17 protein-coding genes are annotated in these 18,175 nt (G+C 54.3%); 16 read left to right on the top strand and 1 reads right to left on the bottom strand.

Going from position 1 to position 18,175, the window contains the following annotated elements; translation table 11 throughout:
• The first annotated feature begins 246 nt into the window (after positions 1-246).
• The 16 genes from A4E19_17375 (at position 247) to A4E19_17300 (ending at position 16,936) form a co-directional block, all read left to right on the top strand.
• The gene (locus tag A4E19_17375; protein ID OQW34693.1) at positions 247-2,673 is read left to right on the top strand and encodes an ATP-dependent Clp protease ATP-binding subunit ClpC; all 2,427 of its coding nucleotides are present in this window, start codon (positions 247-249) and stop codon (positions 2,671-2,673) included.
• Between the two features lie 108 nt (positions 2,674-2,781).
• On the top strand, positions 2,782-3,903 hold the full coding sequence (locus tag A4E19_17370) for a tRNA N6-adenosine(37)-threonylcarbamoyltransferase complex transferase subunit TsaD (GenBank protein ID OQW34692.1): 1,122 nt from the start codon (positions 2,782-2,784) through the stop codon (positions 3,901-3,903).
• Between the two features lies 1 nt (position 3,904).
• Complete coding sequence (locus A4E19_17365) at positions 3,905-5,587, top strand: GTPase HflX (GenBank protein ID OQW34691.1); 1,683 nt, start codon at positions 3,905-3,907, stop codon at positions 5,585-5,587.
• 21 nt (positions 5,588-5,608) lie between these two features.
• Positions 5,609-6,274 (top strand): endonuclease III, encoded by a 666-nt coding sequence (locus tag A4E19_17360; GenBank protein OQW34690.1) that lies wholly within the window; start codon positions 5,609-5,611, stop codon positions 6,272-6,274.
• On the top strand, positions 6,271-7,149 hold the full coding sequence (locus A4E19_17355) for a hypothetical protein (GenBank protein OQW34689.1): 879 nt from the start codon (positions 6,271-6,273) through the stop codon (positions 7,147-7,149). Before A4E19_17360 ends, A4E19_17355 begins: the two co-directional genes overlap by 4 nt.
• 35 nt (positions 7,150-7,184) lie before the next feature.
• Complete coding sequence (locus A4E19_17350) at positions 7,185-7,862, top strand: guanylate kinase (protein OQW34688.1); 678 nt, start codon at positions 7,185-7,187, stop codon at positions 7,860-7,862.
• Between the two features lie 19 nt (positions 7,863-7,881).
• Entirely contained in the window at positions 7,882-8,241 is a 360-nt protein-coding gene (locus A4E19_17345) for a hypothetical protein (GenBank protein ID OQW34687.1), read from the top strand.
• 3 nt (positions 8,242-8,244) lie between these two features.
• Positions 8,245-9,495 (top strand): phosphopantothenoylcysteine decarboxylase, encoded by a 1,251-nt coding sequence (locus A4E19_17340; protein OQW34686.1) that lies wholly within the window; start codon positions 8,245-8,247, stop codon positions 9,493-9,495.
• Positions 9,496-9,498: 3 nt separating this feature from the next.
• A complete protein-coding gene (locus tag A4E19_17335; protein ID OQW34685.1) occupies positions 9,499-10,224 on the top strand; it encodes a hypothetical protein in 726 nt (241 codons plus the stop codon).
• Between the two features lie 118 nt (positions 10,225-10,342).
• Positions 10,343-10,801 (top strand): 3-dehydroquinate dehydratase, encoded by a 459-nt coding sequence (locus A4E19_17330; protein ID OQW34684.1) that lies wholly within the window; start codon positions 10,343-10,345, stop codon positions 10,799-10,801.
• A 97-nt stretch (positions 10,802-10,898) separates the two neighbouring features.
• Positions 10,899-11,459 carry an elongation factor P gene (locus A4E19_17325; GenBank protein OQW34683.1) on the top strand — a complete coding sequence of 187 codons (561 nt, stop codon included), beginning with the start codon at positions 10,899-10,901 and terminating at the stop codon, positions 11,457-11,459.
• Positions 11,456-12,019 carry a hypothetical protein gene (locus A4E19_17320; GenBank protein OQW34682.1) on the top strand — a complete coding sequence of 188 codons (564 nt, stop codon included), beginning with the start codon at positions 11,456-11,458 and terminating at the stop codon, positions 12,017-12,019. The genes A4E19_17325 and A4E19_17320 overlap by 4 nt, the downstream gene beginning before the upstream one ends.
• A 44-nt stretch (positions 12,020-12,063) precedes the next feature.
• Positions 12,064-13,404 (top strand): acetyl-CoA carboxylase biotin carboxylase subunit, encoded by a 1,341-nt coding sequence (locus A4E19_17315; GenBank protein ID OQW34681.1) that lies wholly within the window; start codon positions 12,064-12,066, stop codon positions 13,402-13,404.
• Between the two features lie 203 nt (positions 13,405-13,607).
• Entirely contained in the window at positions 13,608-14,861 is a 1,254-nt protein-coding gene (locus tag A4E19_17310; GenBank protein ID OQW34680.1) for a hypothetical protein, read from the top strand.
• A gap of 128 nt (positions 14,862-14,989) precedes the next feature.
• On the top strand, positions 14,990-15,700 hold the full coding sequence (locus tag A4E19_17305) for a macrolide ABC transporter ATP-binding protein (GenBank protein OQW34679.1): 711 nt from the start codon (positions 14,990-14,992) through the stop codon (positions 15,698-15,700).
• A complete protein-coding gene (locus tag A4E19_17300) occupies positions 15,701-16,936 on the top strand; it encodes a multidrug ABC transporter substrate-binding protein (protein ID OQW34678.1) in 1,236 nt (411 codons plus the stop codon).
• Here the strand turns inward: A4E19_17300 and A4E19_17295 are convergent.
• Positions 16,927-18,162 carry a hypothetical protein gene (locus tag A4E19_17295; GenBank protein OQW34677.1) on the bottom strand — a complete coding sequence of 412 codons (1,236 nt, stop codon included), beginning with the start codon at positions 18,160-18,162 and terminating at the stop codon, positions 16,927-16,929. The genes A4E19_17300 and A4E19_17295 overlap by 10 nt on opposite strands.
• Positions 18,163-18,175 lie beyond the last annotated feature (13 nt).

Below are 18,175 nucleotides of genomic sequence, written 5' to 3'. Positions count from 1 at the left end.
ATTGGAGGGATACGGGGAGCGCGATTCTATCGGCATGCTCATTTTTGTGTCAATGGATAACATACGCTTGTTGTGTTTCGTACAATGCAAGAAGCAAAAACAGTGAACATGGCTGAGGTTCTGTTACTGTCTCGTTATCCGCGCAACCTTGACTCTCAAGAATACTGTGGTTAGAATTAGGCCAAGAATTTTCAATGGTTTTGCTCGAACGCGGCCGGAATTCGCACTCACGAGTAAGGAGGCAGGATGTTCGAACGATTCACAGACAAAGGTCGAAAGATCATCATCCTCGCGCGCGAGGAGGCCGAGCGACATCAAAACGACTATCTGGGAACTGAGCATCTTGTTTTGGCCATCCTTCGTGAGTCTGATGGCATTGCCCTGATGATTCTGAAAAAAATGGGCCTTTCTACCGAGCAGATTCGGCTGGAAATCGAGAGAAATCTGCCGGGTGGGGGGACCACCATGACGTTTGGAGAGATCCCTTTTAGCCCGCGTGTAAAGAAGGTCATTGAATACGGAGTGGAAGAGGCTCGTTTGCTGGGCCATAACCACATCGGTAGCGAGCATCTTCTTCTTGGTCTCCTCCGGGAAGAAGAAGGAATCGGGGGGAAAATCCTTCGAAGCCTGGGGGCCAATCTGTTAACCGCTCGTCAATTAACCGTGACGTTCTTGCGAAAGTCCGCTCCGCGTGAGCGGGATCGAAAGAGCAATACTCCTGCACTTGATGAATTCGGCCGTGATTTGACCCAGTTGGCTCAAGAAGGTCAACTGGACCCGGTAATTGGCCGAGCCGACGAAATCGAGCGCGTCCTCCAGATTCTCAGTCGAAGGAGCAAGAACAACCCTGTGCTGATCGGCGAATCAGGGGTCGGAAAAACCGCCATCGTCGAAGGGCTCGCCCAACGTATTGTTCAATCGGAAGTCCCGGACAATCTGCTCTCCCGTCGGGTCATTGCGTTGGACTTAGGGTCTCTCGTTGCAGGCACCAAGTACCGCGGGCAATTTGAGGAGCGTCTCAAAGTCGTGATGAAGGAGATTGTCCAAGCGGGCAATATTATCATCTTTATCGACGAGTTGCATACGCTGGTTGGCGCAGGAGCCGCCGAGGGGTCCATTGACGCCTCCAATATGTTGAAGCCGGCCCTTTCGCGTGGCGAGATTCAATGCATCGGAGCCACAACTCTGGATGAATACCGAAAGCATATTGAAAAGGATGGTGCCTTGAAACGGCGATTTCAGCCGATTCATGTTCAGCCACCGAATCTCGACGAAACGGTCCGCATCATCCAAGGGCTTCGGGATCGATACGAAGAACATCACGGCGTGGAAATCACCGAAGAAGCAATCGTCGAGGCCGTCAAGTTATCGGATCGGTACATCACCGATCGGTTCCTGCCCGACAAGGCGATCGATTTGATTGACGAAACCGGCTCGCGTGCCAAACTCCAGACGTACGCACTTCCTTCTGAATTAAAAGCGATGGAACAAGAGCTGAAGAAGGTGTCGCGGGAAAAAGAACTCTCGATCTCCATGCAGAATTTCGAGGAAGCCGTACGGCATCGCGAGGAAGAAGAGCGGTTGCGGAAGTTGCTCGACGAGTCCAAACGAGAATGGAAAAAGAACCAGGAAAAGAACAAGCCGGTGATCGGAAAAGAGGATGTCGCTTACGTTGTCTCAAAAATGACCGGCATTCCGCTCTTTAAGCTGGAGGAGGAAGAGTCCAACAAACTATTACGCATGGAAGAGTTTCTCCATAAACGAGTCGTCGGCCAAAATGAAGCAATTTCCGCCGTGGCCCGCGCCATCCGCCGATCTCGTGCCGGCTTGAAGGAAGCCCGGAAGCCAATCGGCTCGTTCATTTTCTTGGGACCGACGGGTGTGGGCAAGACAGAACTGGCCCGGACCTTGGCGGAGTTTCTCTTCAATAGCGAAGATGCATTGATTCGTGTCGATATGTCCGAATATCAGGAGAAGTTTACCAGTTCTCGGCTTTTTGGAGCCCCTCCCGGCTATGTCGGATATGAAGAGGGAGGACAGTTAACCGAAAAGGTTCGTCGTCGACCGTATTCTGTCGTGTTGTTCGATGAAATCGAAAAGGCACATCCGGACGTGTTCAATGTCCTGCTTCAAGTTCTAGACGACGGCGTGTTGACCGATAGCCTTGGACGAAAGGTCGATTTCAAGAATACCGTCGTCATCATGACGTCGAATATCGGGACGAAAATGATTCAGAAGGGTGTCTCCCTTGGTTTCCAGAGCACGGAAGGTGAAGCCGCGCGTCGGAAGAAGGAAGAAGTGCTTGGAGAGCTTCGAAAATCGTTCAGTCCAGAATTTCTGAACCGGATCGATGAAATCGTGATTTTCCATCAATTGGAAAAAGAGCAGCTCTACAGCATCTTGGATATTCTCCTGCGCGAATTGAACCTCCGTCTCTTGGACAAGGGAATTGAAATCGAGGTCGACGACGAAGTCAAACAGTGGTTGATCAAAGAGGGGTATGAGCCGCTGTACGGAGCCAGACCAATGCGGCGGGCTATCCAACGTGCCATCGGTGATCCGCTCTCGGATGAACTGATCAGGGGACGTTTTAAAGAGATCCGCAAAGTGAAAGTAGTGCTGCGGGACGGGGCTCCGACATTTATTGAGCAGGAGGCGATGGCCGGAGTGTAGGGCCCATTGTTATTCTATTGAACATCATGCGACCCATAACGGCCTCTGCAGCAGATAGCTGCAGAGGCCGTCTTGTTCTGCAATCCCATCCGGACCACTCGTAACAAGATGTGTGCCCATCCTGATCCGTCCGAATTTCAACATGGTGCTCGATGGTTTCCTAGTCCGGTTCTTGGCATTGAGTCTTCATGCGATGAAACCGCTGCAGCCGTACTCAGCCATGAAGGCGAAGTGCTTTCTAACGTCGTTTCGTCCCAGGTGGCCGTCCATGAAAAGTTCGGTGGTGTCGTTCCGGAGTTGGCCGCTCGAGCGCACTTGGGGAAGATCGATATGGTTGTGAACGAAGCTTTGACGGCTGCCCAGGTTTCGAAAAATACCCTTGGTGCCGTCGCCGTCACTCAGGGGCCTGGGTTGGCTGGAGCGCTTTTGGTGGGAGTCAATTATGCGAAAGCCTTGAGCTACGGTTTGGGTATCCCAATCATGGGGGTCAATCACCTACAAGGGCACATCGCTTCTGCATGGCTCGCCGATCCGACGTTTCCTCTCTCCTGTATCGTGCTCGTTGTATCTGGGGGCCACACCCATCTCTATCGCCATGAAGCCGGTGGTCGATGTATTCTTCTAGGGCGTACGCGTGATGATGCGGCGGGTGAAGCTTTCGACAAGGGAGCTCAGATGCTGGGTCTAGAATATCCCGGTGGGCCGGCTGTGGATCGAGTCGCACGTTCCGGCGATTCACAGGCCTTACGATTTCCTCGGTTTCGCGGCGCCAAAAGCAGTCTGGAGTTCAGCTTCAGTGGTCTCAAGACGGCGTTATTATATAAACTACGAGAAATGAGCGATCCGCTGCAACCTCGGCAGACTGCCGACTTCGCGGCCAGCTACCAAGAGGCCATTGTGCAGGTCTTAGCCACGAAGGCCTTTGTGGCTCTCAAACAGTCGAATCTGACGGCGCTTGCCGTTGTGGGAGGAGTGTCAGCCAATTCACGGCTGAGAACCGTATTAAGGGAGTGCGCAGCGCAGGAAGGTATTCGTCTAGCACTGCCGCCTATTGAGTATTGTACCGACAATGCTGCCATGATTGCCTCAGCGGGACGTCAGTTACTGATGAACGGAGTACCGCCATATTCGGATCTCGATATCAGTCCGACTGAAAGATGCGTAACGATTCGTGGGGAAAACCGGCACAGATCGGTTTCTGTAGGAGATAAGGAGAAAACCCATTCCTGACATTCGAGGCCAAATCACGGGGCTACGCACCAGCCAAATCGCGTCCCTAGAACGACTCTACCGACGGCGTGTCTCACCCGACAAGGTCATTTCCCCCGAGCTGGCCAAGACAATGGCCCAGTTGACCATTGAGCTTCGTCGACCGATCGGTGTGCTGTTGACGAGGCGAGGCCAAGTTCAGGAAGTCATTGTGGGAACGGATTTGACGTTGTCCCCTACGACGCTCACCTTGTTCCGCACAGGGAATCGATCACTCCGTGGTCTGAGATTCATTCGTACGCAACTGCACGATCAGCCTTTAAATCAAGAGATACTGACCGACCTCGCCTTTTTGAGGCTTGATCTTATTGGCCTCCTCTCCGTCACGGAGGACGGCAGACTAGGCAACCTGTATGTGGCTCATCTACTGGCCCCCAATTCGACCGGCCAATTGTTCAATGTGCTGAAGGCCGTCCCATTCCACAATCTAACGATGATGTTCGATCAGTTCATCGCAGAGCTGGAGGTAGATCTTCAGCAGGCCCGAGCGCACCATGCCGTGGAAAGTGGAAAGGAATCGGCGGTTCTGGTGAGCGCTTCCGCCAAAAGTCGGCCAGAGCAGGAAGAACGATTATCCGAATTGGCGGAATTGGCGACCTCCGCCGATGTCACGGTGGTCGATCGTGTCGTGCAAAGAACGCCGGACGGGCATCAACGCTATCTCTTGGGAAGCGGCAAGATGAAGGATGTTCTGATTCAGACACTTCACCGGGGTGCCGACATGGTGATCTTTGATCAAACGTTGTCGCCGGCTCAACTGCGAGCTATTTCCGAGATGACCGATATTAGGGTGATCGACCGGACGCAGCTGATTCTGGATATCTTTGCACGCAGAGCCCATAGTCGTGAAGGCAAAGTGCAGGTGGAGTTGGCGCAGTTACGGTACCTGCTTCCACGATTGTCCGGAAAGGGTACTCAACTGTCACGACTCGGTGGCGGGATCGGTACCAGAGGGCCAGGCGAAACCAAACTGGAAACCGATCGTCGTCGTGTGCGGGACCGCATCACGCATTTAGAGCGGGAGCTGACCCAATTTGGACGCCAGCAAAATCAACGGCGGTCCAGACGGGGGCGACACGGGCTCCCCATCGTTTCTCTCGTGGGCTATACGAACGCCGGCAAGTCGACATTGCTTAACGTGCTGACCAACAGCCAGGTGTCGGCCCAAAACAGACTGTTCGAAACTTTGGATACGACGAGCCGACGGCTGCGGTTCCCGGAGGACCGTGAGGTCATCATCACCGATACGGTCGGGTTTATTCGGGATCTTCCGCAGGAACTGGTCGGCGCTTTTCGGACAACGCTTGAAGAACTACGAGAGGCGGATCTGCTGTTGCATGTTGTCGATGGCAGTGCCGCAGACATCGACATTCAGATTACCGCAGTCATCGCCATTCTTGAAGAATTGCATCTGGATGCGATACCAAGATGGCTCGTATTCAATAAGTGCGATCGGATGTCACAGCCGCAGGCTGAGTTGCTCTGCCGACGCTATGGAGCCATTGGCATTTCCGCACTCCAGCCAGACACACTCCGCCCTCTTCTTGCCCGACTGGAAGCGTACGTGAGAAGTATGTCCATCGGTGAACGTCAGACGGCTAGCCCGTCCCTACTGGACGACTCGCTGCTTGCATCTCGCCGGTGACCTCGGCACAATCGTGCCGCCATGAAGAGAACCAAGCGTATGAAGACGCAGCCCGCGTTAGACCGCCCGGCGCGGATTGCCAGCAGTCTCCGTCGCGCTATGCCGGTAGCTCGGGTGGAGTTGGCGCATCGTTCTCCGTGGGAACTGCTGGTGGCTACGATCCTTTCAGCACAATGCACCGACCAGCGGGTGAATCAGGTCACGCCGACCCTGTTCAAGCAATATCCATCACCTCAAGCCATGTCAAAAGCGACGCCCGCTGAGCTAGAAACACAGATTAGGTCGACGGGCTTTTATAAGAGCAAGGCAAAAAATTTGATCGGCTGTGCACAGGTCATTACCGCGCAGTTCAAAGGACACGTGCCTGATACGATGGAAGAACTCACTGCGATACCTGGTGTCGGGAGAAAAACAGCCAATGTGCTGCTTGGGGCTGTATTTGGTAAACCGGGTGTGGTGGTCGATACCCATGTGAAACGGGTCGCCAACCGGTTGGCCCTGACCCGATCCAATGACCCTGAACAGATCGAGCGAGATCTGCAATCGGTGTATCCGCCAAGCCAGTGGACGGAGGTGTCGCAGCGATTGCTCCTTCATGGCCGGTACGTGTGTCTCGCACGGAAACCTCGCTGTTTCGCTTGCCCGATTTACGATGTGTGTGAGTGGGAAGGAAAACTATCAAGATGATCAAGAGCATGACCGGGTTCGGACAGCGACAGGGGACATGGTCCGACGGGACTGTCAGTGTCGAAGTGCGTTCGGTCAACCATCGCTTTCTGGAAACATCCATTCGTCTCCCGAAGTCGATGAGCGGGCTGGAAGAACGCTTCAAGAAGACGATCCTAGAACATTGTGCACGGGGAAGAGTTGATTTGACAGTGTTGCTCCAGGGCGGTCGGGGAAGCGCTCGCACGGTGCAGCTTGACGTTACGTTAGCGAAACAGTACCATCGCGCCCTTCGCACGCTTCAGCGCACGTTGAAACTGAAGGGCTCCATCGATATCGGACTGATGACGGGGTTTCGCGATATCATCACGTTGTCTGAGCAGCCGACCGACGATCCCAAGCTCACAGGATTGGTGGAACAACTTGGAATGCACGCGGTGTCGGATATGGCCAAAATGCGGGAGAAAGAAGGGGCCTTGCTGGCACAGGATATCCTTGCTCGGCTTGGTCACGTGCGTGAATGCACCCGCGGAGTTTCGTCCCGTGCCCCTTGCATTGCTCAGGAAACCTTCGACCGTATGAAGCAGCGAGTGGAGAAGTTATTGGCGGACCCCATTCCAGACATCCCTCGGCTCAACCAGGAGTTGGCCTTGTATGCCGACCGGTGTGACATTACGGAAGAATTGGTCAGGCTCGACACCCATATGATACAGTTTGAGCGTGCACTCCACGGTAGCGAGTCGGTAGGTAAAACGCTGGACTTTCTTCTCCAGGAGATGGGCCGGGAAGTCAATACCATCGGATCGAAAGCCAATGATGCGACAATTAGGGCCGATGTGGTGAGAATGAAGACCGAACTCGAACGCATGCGTGAACAGATACAGAACGTTGAATGAGTACCGCGCTTACCACAAGTAATCCTCCCCCGAGTATGGCGGGGAGTTCGCACGTTCCTGAACGTCGGGGAATCCTGTACATCATTTCAGCCCCTTCAGGTGCAGGGAAGACGACACTGTGCAAACAGATCGTAGGATCGGTCTCCAGGGTGTGGCATTCGGTGTCGTTTACAACGAGAAAACCGCGCCCTGGCGAGGTGGACGGACGTGAGTACTTTTTTATCGAAGAGAACGTATTTCACGACATGGTTGCGAGGAACGAGTTCTTGGAATATGCCCACGTGTATTCCAACTGGTATGGAACACCACGCAAACCGTTGATCGATAAAATGGAGCAGGGCATCGATGTCTTGCTGGAAATCGATGTCCAGGGTGCGATGCAGATCAAGAAGAAGTTTGCAGACGCCGTCTATATCTTCATTCTTCCTCCATCGATGGACATTCTGCGTGCTCGGCTCCAAGGCCGGGGGTCAGATTCACAGGAGGACATTGCTCGCCGACTGCAAAAAGTAAAAGAAGAAGTCTGGTGCTTCCGTGAGTATTATTACATTGTCCGCAACGATGATTTAGCGCAATCTCTCCGTGAGTTGCAAAGCATTTTTGTGGCGGAACGTCTGAAGACCAAACGAATGGACATGCATTGGCTTGAGCAGAGCTTTATTCTCGAAAAAGATGCACAATCGGCGAAACGGGAACCGTCATCCACTTTATAGCAAGGGGGCACGAGTTATTATGATCGACATGCTGAGTTTGTTGCCGCAATACACGTCAAATGAATTTGATTCCCGTCACCGGCTGGTGATTGTCGCGTCACAGCGGGCGAAGCACTTGACTCAGGGCGCAAAGCCTGCCGGAACCTCTCGTTTCACGAAGGAAACGACCATCGCGTTGGATGAGGTGCTGAGAAGTCATGTCAGGTATTTGACCGGTAAGGAAGCTCGCGACGCGATGAAGGAAGCCAAACGAGGGAAGGAAGGTGAAACCGAGCGCATCGCGATGATGACCGGAGAAGACGCACGCGAAATCAAGAAAGAACTGAGTGTCTACGTCGACGATACGGTACAGCCGACGGTGGCGTCGGCTGAGGAGTAGGCATTGGACGAAGCACAAGTGCAGCCTAATCTGTTGGGCAAGCGGCTGGTCCTTGGAGTCACCGGCAGCATCGCCGCGTATAAATCGGTCGGCTTGCTCCGCGCACTTATAAGTAACGGTGCCGCTGTGTCTGTCGTGATGACTCAGGCTGCCACGAAATTCGTGACACCCCTTACGTTTGAAGTTCTCTCAGGACGACGAGTCGTGACAGACCTTTTTGATTCTCACGAGGAGATGACCCATCTCGCCATCCCAGGACAAGCCCATGCGGTGATCGTGGCACCGGCGACGGCCAATTTTCTGGCAAAGGCAGCCCTCGGTCTGGCTGATGATCCGTTGAGCACGATGCTGTTGAACGCTCGGTGTCCCGTGATCGTCGTTCCTGCCATGGATGGAGACATGTGGACACATTCCACGGTCGTTCAACATGTTCAGGAACTTCGAGCTCGGGGCGTCGTCGTGCTCGATCCCGATGTCGGTCCACTGGCATCAGGGCAGATTGCACAGGGGAGGTTCCCCGCCGAGTCGCGAATCTTGGACGCGGTACAGTCGGCACTTATCCCTCAGCGAGATTGGCAAGGGCAGCGGGTGCTGGTCTCGGCCGGCCCAACCCACGAACCCATTGACCCGGTTCGTTTTATTTCAAACCGCTCCTCCGGCAAGATGGGGTATGCCATCGCAGAGGCTGCTCGGGATCGAGGAGCGGAAGTCATGCTGGTTACCGGACCGTCCTCTCTGGCGCTTCCTTCTGGTATTGCCGCAGTTTCGGTCAATACAGCCAGCGAAATGGCGGAGGAGTTGAGCAGACATTTTCCTTCCGCGACCGTGCTGATCATGGCTGCAGCGGTTGCAGACTTTCGTCCCAAAATGCCGGCGGAACAGAAGCTCAAAAAAAATGGTAAATCCGAGCTCGTGCTCGAGCTTGAAGCCACTCCGGACATTCTCGCGATGTTGTCTGCCCGACGGACGTCGCAGGTCGTGGTAGGCTTTGCGGCGGAAACCGAGCAGGTCTTGTCGCATGCCAAGGACAAATTGAGGGGAAAAGGGCTTGATCTCATCGTCGCGAACGATATTACGCAAGCGGGTGCTGGGTTTGGCAGCGATGACAATGCGGTCGTCATTCTCGCGGCTACGGGTGAACAAAGGGTCTTGGGGCTGATGCCCAAACGTCGTCTGGCCGATGAAATTCTGACGACCGTGAAAGATTTGTGTCTGACTCCACCTCATCGGGAACCCTTGGGGCGAAGAAGGTGAGCGATGGCATCACGTTCAAAAAAATCGAATGCTGCTGAAATTGACCGATTGGCGTTAGCCTTTGCCAAAGAGCCTGGATCCAAGGTGTTTATACCTTTGGCGGAAGAGTACGGTAAAGCCGGCATGTGGGAAGAGGCTGCTGCTGTACTTGAAGATGGGCTGAAGACCTATCCGGGTTTCATCACAGCCATGGTGGCGTTGGGTCGTGCCTATGAGCAGATGGACCAACCGGTCAAGGCTAAAGCCATTCTTGAAGAAGCCGTTAAGTTAAGCCCAGAGAATCTTCGCGCGCATCGAACATTGGCCAAACTCTACGTGGCCCAAGGGGCCAGAGAAGCAGCCATCCGGTCATGCAATGTCATTTTGTCCATTAATCCGCATGACCAGGAAGCATTGTCTCTTCGTGCCGGGTTCGGCGCTCCAACGGCGGATGTGGCGGCAGAATCACACAGGCATCTGGACGAAAAAACGCTCGAAACGGCAAACTTGGGCCTAGTCCGTCGTTCCGAAGAAGGGAAGCCAGCTGTTTCAGAGGATGCGACATCAGCAATGGATGATGAGGTCAAGAGGTCGCCTCATCTCGTACGACAATCACAGGAAACGCTTGTTTCTACAGTTAGTTCCACGCCCCTAACCTCTGAGAAAACTCGAAATCCGGTGATCATGCAACTTGAGCAGTGGCTCAACTCGATCCAAGCCCGTCGACGATATCCCCGTTCAGCTGCTTGACTGCGCTCTCGATCTTCCTTGTGCGTTCAACGGTTTGACCCTCCGAGAGTGGACTGCTAAAATGCCGCCCTTAGTGTGGCGATTCGGACATAGGTACGTGGAGGGGCTCGTACGCGACATGCCTCGCATCCTGGTCCTTCACGGACCTAATCTAAACCTCTTGGGCAATCGGGAAGCGTCCATTTATGGGACGGAGACCTTGGAGAGGATCAATGCGTCGCTGATGAAGCTGGGTGGCGAACTTGGAGTCCAACTTGTTATTCGTCAGTCGAATTTTGAAGGAGAATTGGTGAATTGGATTCAAGATGCCCGAGGTGACTATCGGGGTATTATCATCAATCCTGCCGCCTATACGCACACCAGCATTGCAATTCGGGATGCTCTGGCCGCCGTCGATTTGCCCACCATCGAGGTCCACTTGTCAAACATCTATCGGCGTGAAGATTTCAGGCAACATTCATATGTGTCGGGAGTGGCATTGGCGCAAATCTCCGGGTTCGGTGCAACCGGGTATCTCTTAGCCTTGCGAGGACTGTGCGAACACATATTAAAGACAAGCTCCAAGGGATCTGAATGACCGCCGCTAGAAAGCGAAGCGAAGTCACGGGCGCACGGAAGAAATCATCACGTCGGTAGGGTTCTTCGATAGTGTTCTTAAGAGAAAGGGGTAGCGAGTGATTTCCACAGTGGATTTTCGTAGCGGCGTGCGTTTGATGGTCGAAGGCGAACCCTTTTATATCGTCGAGTTTCAGCATGTAAAGCCCGGTAAAGGCGGGGCCTTCGTTCGTACGAAGTTGAAAAGCTATCTTTCGGGAAATGTGTTGGACCGGACATTTCGTTCCGGAGAACGGTTTGAAGAGCCCGATTTGGAAGAGCGCGACATGCAGTTCCTCTACGCGTCTGGAGATTCCTATACGCTGATGGATACGGACACGTACGAGCAATTGACGTTCGAAAGAAATCAATTAGGTGAAAACGCCGATTTGTTGAAAGAAAATATGATCGTCAAGATCCTCATATACGAGCATCGGCCCATCGCCGTCGAGTTGCCAAACTTCATTGAGCTCAAGGTCGTCGATGCGGAGCCGGGCGTGCGAGGGGACACTGCGTCCGGGGGAACCAAACCGGCGATTGTTGAGACGGGAGCGACGATCAAGGTTCCGCTCTATTTGGAGGTCGGCACCGTTATCCGGATCGATACTCGAACCAGGTCTTATGTGGAGCGTGTTCGGTGAGTCGTCGTCGATCTACTCACTCCAAGGCTAAGGCTCGTCGTATTGTGCTCCCTCGGGCTACGAACGAGACAGGACATGACGTCTCTCTCACAGGAGGCTCGACCAAGCAAATCCAGGAACTCATCGATCTGCTTCGGCGCAATAATTTGACCGAGCTGGAATTCGAACGACAAGGCGTCCGTATCCGCGTCCGTCATGAGCTTGTCGCCAGATCGTTGGCGACATCAGTGCAAGAGCCTGTTCCCGTCACGCCTCAACAGCCGGTTCATCCTACGGCAGTCGCCACATCGGTATCGGACGCGAGCACCGGTTTTGTGACGGTCACTTCCCCCATCGTGGGAACGTTTTACCGATCTCCATCTCCCGATGCCGATCCGTACGTTGAAGAAGGGGATCCTGTGAAGAAGGGCCAGGTGCTGTGCATCGTCGAAGCGATGAAACTCATGAACGAAATTGAATCGGAAGTTGACGGCCGCCTGGTCAAGATCCTGGTGGACAACACAAAACCGGTGGAATATGGTCAAGCACTGTTTCTGATCGATCCCAAAGCCGCTTCATAGGTCATTCTAAAGGCTATCCCTCGCCATTGTATCGGAGCCGAGACGTGTTTAAGAAAGTTCTGGTTGCCAATCGCGGAGAAATCGCGTTGCGAGTGATCCGCGCTTGTAAGGAACTTGGCATCAAGACCGTGGCGATTCACTCTGAAGCCGACGCACTTTCGCTACATGTTCGAGCGGCCGACGAAAAGGTATGTGTGGGGCCGGCGGAATCAGCGCTTAGTTACCGAAATATTCCCAACGTCCTGAGCGCCGCGGAGATTACGGGAGTCGATGCGATCCATCCCGGGTACGGATTTCTATCCGAGAACGCCCATTTCGCGGAGGTGTGCGAGTCAATCGGCGTGAAGTTTATCGGACCCAGTTCGGAAAATATCGCCATGATGGGGGATAAGGCGAAGGCGCGTGAGATCGTGGCGAATCGAGGTCTTCCGGTCACACCCGGAAGTCCAGGTGAATTGCGCAGCGAGGAGGATGCCCTGCAGGCGGCGCAGAAGATCGGCTTTCCCGTCATCATCAAGGCTACGGCTGGGGGGGGAGGGCGAGGCATGCGTGTCGTCAACAGAGCCGAAGACCTGGGCCGAGCCTTTCAGGCCGCTCAGGCTGAAGCGAAGTCCACCTTCGGCAATGACGGAGTGTACCTTGAACGGTATTTCCTGGAACCGCGCCATATCGAGGTGCAGATTTTGGCCGATCAATACGGTCGCGTCGTCCACCTTGGAGAACGAGATTGTTCGATTCAGCGGCGGCATCAAAAGCTGGTGGAGGAAACTCCATCTCCGGTCGTCGATGAGAAGTTGCGTCGGGAAATCGGTCGAGTCGCCGTGGAGGCGGTGAAAGCCGCGCATTACAGGAATGTGGGTACCGTGGAGTTTTTACTCGACAAGGATCGCCAATTTTATTTCATGGAAGTCAATACCCGTATCCAAGTGGAACACCCCATCACTGAAATGGTAACCGGCATCGATTTGATCAAGGAGCAGATTCGTCTGGCTGCCGGTCAGCCCCTTTCGATTCGGCAACAAGATGTCGTGCTTACCGGGCACAGTCTCGAGTGCCGTATCAACGCGGAAGATCCAGAAAAATTCACGCCCTCACCGGGAACGATCACCAAATACAGTCCGCCCGGAGGTTTTGGGGTGCGGGTCGACTCGGCAATGGAGACCGGATCGGTCGTCGTTCCGTACTACGATTCCATGATTGCGAAATTAATCACCTATGGACGGGATCGACAGGAATCCATAGCTCGCATGAGACGCGCACTGAGCGAATTTCATATCGAAGGTATCAAGACCACCATCCCGCTTCATGGCCGAATCCTCGATGATCCTGATTTCCAGAAAGGCCATGTGTCGACGACGTTCCTGGAACGGTTTCTCGCCAGCTAATCCGTAATCTCCCTCTCCCAAAGACGGCACTTTTCAGCGTTCGTTCACCGGGTGATCTCATCCCTTGGTAAGGGGAACGTCTCATGATAAGCTCAACACAGTGTTTGAGGGAGGGTTCGTCCGCTTCAGGTGAAGGACAGGTGCATCCCTTGTCGGCTTCCTGATAGGATACACCAGCGCTCGATGGATAGAGCGTCCAATGTATGCGACGTATCGGCTACATTCTCAGTATCGTGGCCATCGGAATGGCGATCGGCGGCTACGTGTTTTTCAATGGGGAGCGGAAGCCGCCCATTCGATACCGAACTGCGGCGGTCGATCGTGGTCAGGTTATTTCTGTGGTCAGCGCGACGGGGACCATCAACCCGGTTGTGTCGGTTCAGGTCGGCTCGCAAGTATCGGGTATGATCAAGAGCCTCCATGCCGACTTCAATTCGCATGTCAAAGCCGGGGACATCGTCGCTGTCATTGATCCAGAACCGTTCAAGGCTCGCCGGGAACAGGCTGCCAGCAACTTGGAAATGGCGCGATCAGCCGTTGCACGGGCGAAGGCTGATCTCGCGCAGCGAAGGCGTGAACTTGACCGCGTTCAATCGTTGTTGCCGCAGCAATTTGTTTCACAAAACGACGTCGATGTCGCGCTGACAAATTACCAAAGTGCCGAAGCACAGCTGCGGGTTGCGGAGGCTCAGGTGAAGCAGGCAGAAGCGGCATTGAACGCGACCGAACTGGAACTGAAGTACACGATCATTCGATCACCCGTGGATGGAATTGTCGTCGCCCGCAACATCGAGGTCGGTCAGACGGTCGCGGCCAGCTTTGCAACGCCAAACTTGTTTTTGATCGCTCTTGATCTCACGAAGATGCAGGTCGATACCAACGTGAGTGAGTCGGATATCGGGGGCATGGCGGAAGGCAAGGAAGCCGTCTTCACGGTGGATGCGTATCCGGGAATGTCCTTTACCGGAACGATCAAACAAGTACGTCTCGCGCCGATCAGCATTCAGAATGTCGTCACTTACAACGTGGTCGTTGGTGTGGAGAATAAGGAGTTACGATTGAAACCCGGTATGACCGCCAATGTATCCATCGTGGTGGAACAGAAAGACCAGGTTCTCAAGCTTCCCAACGCAGCTCTTCGGTTTGTGCCTCCGAAAGGTGAAGGCAGTCCTGGGGAGGCCGATGGGAAAACGGGAAAAGGAGATGGCGGCCGTCCTGTCAGGGTGGATACACGATCTCTGACGTCGAAAACCATCTGGAAGCAAATAGAAAACGGCGACATAGTGCCTCTGTCGGTCCAACCCGGTATTTCGGACGGCGTCAGCACGGAAATCCTATCCGGTGATCTGGTGGAAGGTGATCTGGTTGTCGTTGGTATCGATCGTCCGATCGGCGATCGAAAAAGCAGCGACTTACCTCCGGGCTTTGGAAACCAACAGCGTCCTCGATCCCGTTGAGGCTTGCGACTGCCCACCGAATATTGTTTGACGTGCGGTCACTCAGCCAGTGGAGGAGTGAACCGTCTGGCGACCATAGTACTCTTCTTCCATGCCGGGCTTCGGCATCCATAGTCCGGGGTAATCATGTGACCGCACTCATCGTCTGTGAAGATATTTGGAAGATTTACCGAGTCGGCGATGTTGAAGTACAAGCGCTGAGAGGGTTGAATCTCACCATACAGCAGGGCGAGTTCGTGGCGATTATGGGTTCCAGTGGGTCGGGCAAGTCTACGCTGATGAACATCCTCGGGTGCTTGGACCAACCGACCAAGGGACAGTACAGGCTGAACGGGAGCGAGGTCGGAAGGCTGCCGCCGGACCGATTGGCGGAAATTCGGAATCAGCAAATCGGATTCGTGTTTCAGAGTTTCAACCTCATTCCTCGCACCAGCGCTTTGGAAAATGCTCAATTGCCGCTGTTTTACAGGGGACTTCCCTTGAAGGAGCAGCGGGCTCTGGCTTTCTCCGCACTCGAACGTGTCGGATTAAGTGGACGTGAGCATCATACCCCGACGCAACTTTCCGGCGGTCAACAGCAACGGGTGGCCATCGCGCGGGCGTTGGTGACCGCTCCCTCGTTGTTATTGGCCGACGAACCGACCGGAAACCTGGATACTGAGTCCAGCCAAGAGATCATGGGGATTCTTGATGGACTGAATCAGGAAGGAATCACGGTGATCTTGGTAACTCATGAGATTGATGTTGCCGCCTACGCATGGCGGCAGATCACCATCAAGGATGGCCAAATATTAAGCGACCGACCGACCGAGGGGCGCTCGCGTCTCGTGGGACAGTAAATGACGGCTTTCATATGGTTGACCGTCGTCACGGCGTTGCGGATCCTAAGTCGAAACAGGCTCCGCGCCGGTTTAACGATGCTAGGCATCGTCATCGGTGTCGGGGCGGTCATCGCGATGGTGAGCATCGGCGAAGGGGCGAAACTTGCTGTGCAGAAACAGATAGCTACCATGGGAACGAATACGATCTACATCTGGCCCAACTACACTACAGTCGGGGGTGTACGCGGCGCGCAGGGGGGGGCTTTCACGCTAACCGTGGCTGACGCACTTGACTTGAAGAAGAAGGTCGCTCTTTTAGCGGAGACCGGTTGGTCCAAACGCGAGGCGATGCAGATCGTGAATGGCAGCCGTAATTGGAACGCCATGGTCTATGGAACGTCGCCAGGCGTCCTCGCGATCCGAGACTGGTCTTACAGCAGCGGGGGCCCTTTTACGCAAGCGGATTTGGATACGGCAGCTCGTGTGGCGCTTCTCGGACAGACAGTAGTGGAAAATCTCTTTGAACCGGGGGAAGAACCAGTGGGAGCCGTGATTCGCCTGAAAAATGTTCCGTTCCGTGTCATCGGCGTTTTTTCCCCGAAAGGGCAGAGCTCTGTAGGCCAAGATCAAGACGATGTCGTCTTCATTCCTTTCACGACTGCGGAAAGAAAAGTCTTAGGGACGTTGTTCCTCGGGTCGGTCGGTGCTGTCTATGCATCCACGGATCGAACCGAGGATGTGCCTGATGCCGTAGAACAGATTCGAGAAGTGTTGAGAGCCCGGCATCGTTTACAGGGCGAGCAGCTGGATGATTTCAGGATCAGCACTCAATTCGATGCTGCAATGGTGCAGGAAGGGACGAGCCAGACACTAACCGTGATGCTGTTGTCGATTGCCTCAGTCTCGTTGCTCGTGGGCGGTATCGGGATCATGAATATCTTGCTCGTCTCGGTGACGGAGCGGACAAGGGAAATCGGAGTGCGGATGGCGGTAGGGGCCAAACGAGCCCATATCCTGATACAATTTCTGATCGAGGCGACGACGCTCAGCGTGGTTGGTGGTTGTATCGGCATTCTATTCGGGGTGTTTGCAGCCCGCTTAACGACGATGATTGCCGGCTGGCCCACCGTTATCTCCGGTAGCGCGGTCGCGACGGCATTCGGTTTCTCCATCGTCGTCGGCTTATTTTTTGGTTTGTATCCTGCCAACAAAGCGTCTCGGCTGAATCCCATCGAGGCATTGCGCTACGAATAACAGTGGCGTCTCCTGGCGTTCTCGTCTTGGGAATCCGTTTCGACGATCGTTTCGATGGCTCGGACCTGAGGTTCGTCGGTCTGGTGTGCGAGGTCGACGACAAATGGTGCCGGATACTCGGTACCTCCTGATTGATGGGTAATCGTGACGATCGGTTGATGCAATTTCTCCCGGTTCAGTTCTGTGACCACTGCTAACTCCCGCGTATTCAGTCGCACATGACTATGGACTGGATAGATACCGACTCGTGCGATGAACGACGACAAGATTCCTGGATCGAGCTTGCCTTGTTGCGCCTCATGGTACAGACGTTGAAATGTCTGATGGGGAGACAGTGGAGCGCTTCCTCCGAATCCTGTGATCAATTCGTCGTATCGATCCACCATCATCAGGATACGAGTACGCTCGGAGGTAAACTGCCCACGTGACTCTTGCGGATATCCGCTATCATCAAGGTAGACGTGATGGTTTGCGATCAATTGGAGTATGGGGGGATCCATTCGACTTTGTCGCTCCAACATCAGCACTGCGCGACGGGGATGGGTCTCCCATTCTCGTCGGTCGGTCTCAGAAAGGCCTGATGCGGTGTGAACCCGACGGACAAGGATCGGACGGATCTGCAAGAGCCCGATATCGTGCAAGAGCGCGGCGGTTGCCAATTCATGCAGTTCCAAGGGATTGAGTTGGGTCGCCTGTCCTAGGACCAGCGACAACGTACAGGTCGTGAGGGCGTGTTGGCTGAGCGAGGAATCGCCGGCTCGGTTTTGATTCAACGCCATGAAAATGGCGGAGTCAGTGAGCGTTCTCATCGCGATCGTGATTTCTTGGACCGCTTCCGCCGCCTGCTGAGAGTCGACCGTCCCGGTCTTGGTAATAGTCGTAAAAACGGACTGGACAGCGTGATCCAGCTGTTGTTTGGCCAGCTTCGCTTGGGCATATTCTTCGTTCAACTGAGCCAAAGGCTTGGGTCGCTTCGTATTGCAAGGCGGCGCTGCTTCGGTTGACCCACACATGGGGTCCGACACGAGTTGTGGCTGAGAAGCGATTCCTCGATCGGGATCGATGTCGACCATCTTCACTCCTGCGCGTATCAATTTTTCAATCTGGGACGGGTGCTCGATCAGAAATGAATGGCGGAGCAGGGGCGAACGAAACCATGAGAGGTCCAGACGAGCGACATACATTCCCACTCGAAGCTCACCGATGGGGATGCGCGTGGTTGCCATGGAATGCCCAGTT

Source organism: Nitrospira sp. SG-bin1, assembly GCA_002083365.1.
Lineage (GTDB): Bacteria > Nitrospirota > Nitrospiria > Nitrospirales > Nitrospiraceae > Nitrospira_D.
This window is presented reverse-complemented; position numbering and strand designations above follow the sequence as displayed.

Coding starts and splice junctions, on each gene's coding strand:
- A4E19_17375 (OQW34693.1), top strand. CDS start 247: ATGTTCGAACGATTCACAGACAAAGGTCGAAAGATCATCATCCTCGCG.
- A4E19_17370 (OQW34692.1), top strand. CDS start 2,782: ATGTGTGCCCATCCTGATCCGTCCGAATTTCAACATGGTGCTCGATGG.
- A4E19_17360 (OQW34690.1), top strand. CDS start 5,609: ATGAAGAGAACCAAGCGTATGAAGACGCAGCCCGCGTTAGACCGCCCG.
- A4E19_17355 (OQW34689.1), top strand. CDS start 6,271: ATGATCAAGAGCATGACCGGGTTCGGACAGCGACAGGGGACATGGTCC.
- A4E19_17350 (OQW34688.1), top strand. CDS start 7,185: ATGGCGGGGAGTTCGCACGTTCCTGAACGTCGGGGAATCCTGTACATC.
- A4E19_17345 (OQW34687.1), top strand. CDS start 7,882: ATGATCGACATGCTGAGTTTGTTGCCGCAATACACGTCAAATGAATTT.
- A4E19_17335 (OQW34685.1), top strand. CDS start 9,499: ATGGCATCACGTTCAAAAAAATCGAATGCTGCTGAAATTGACCGATTG.
- A4E19_17330 (OQW34684.1), top strand. CDS start 10,343: ATGCCTCGCATCCTGGTCCTTCACGGACCTAATCTAAACCTCTTGGGC.
- A4E19_17310 (OQW34680.1), top strand. CDS start 13,608: ATGCGACGTATCGGCTACATTCTCAGTATCGTGGCCATCGGAATGGCG.
- A4E19_17300 (OQW34678.1), top strand. CDS start 15,701: ATGACGGCTTTCATATGGTTGACCGTCGTCACGGCGTTGCGGATCCTA.
- A4E19_17295 (OQW34677.1), bottom strand. CDS start 18,162: ATGGCAACCACGCGCATCCCCATCGGTGAGCTTCGAGTGGGAATGTAT.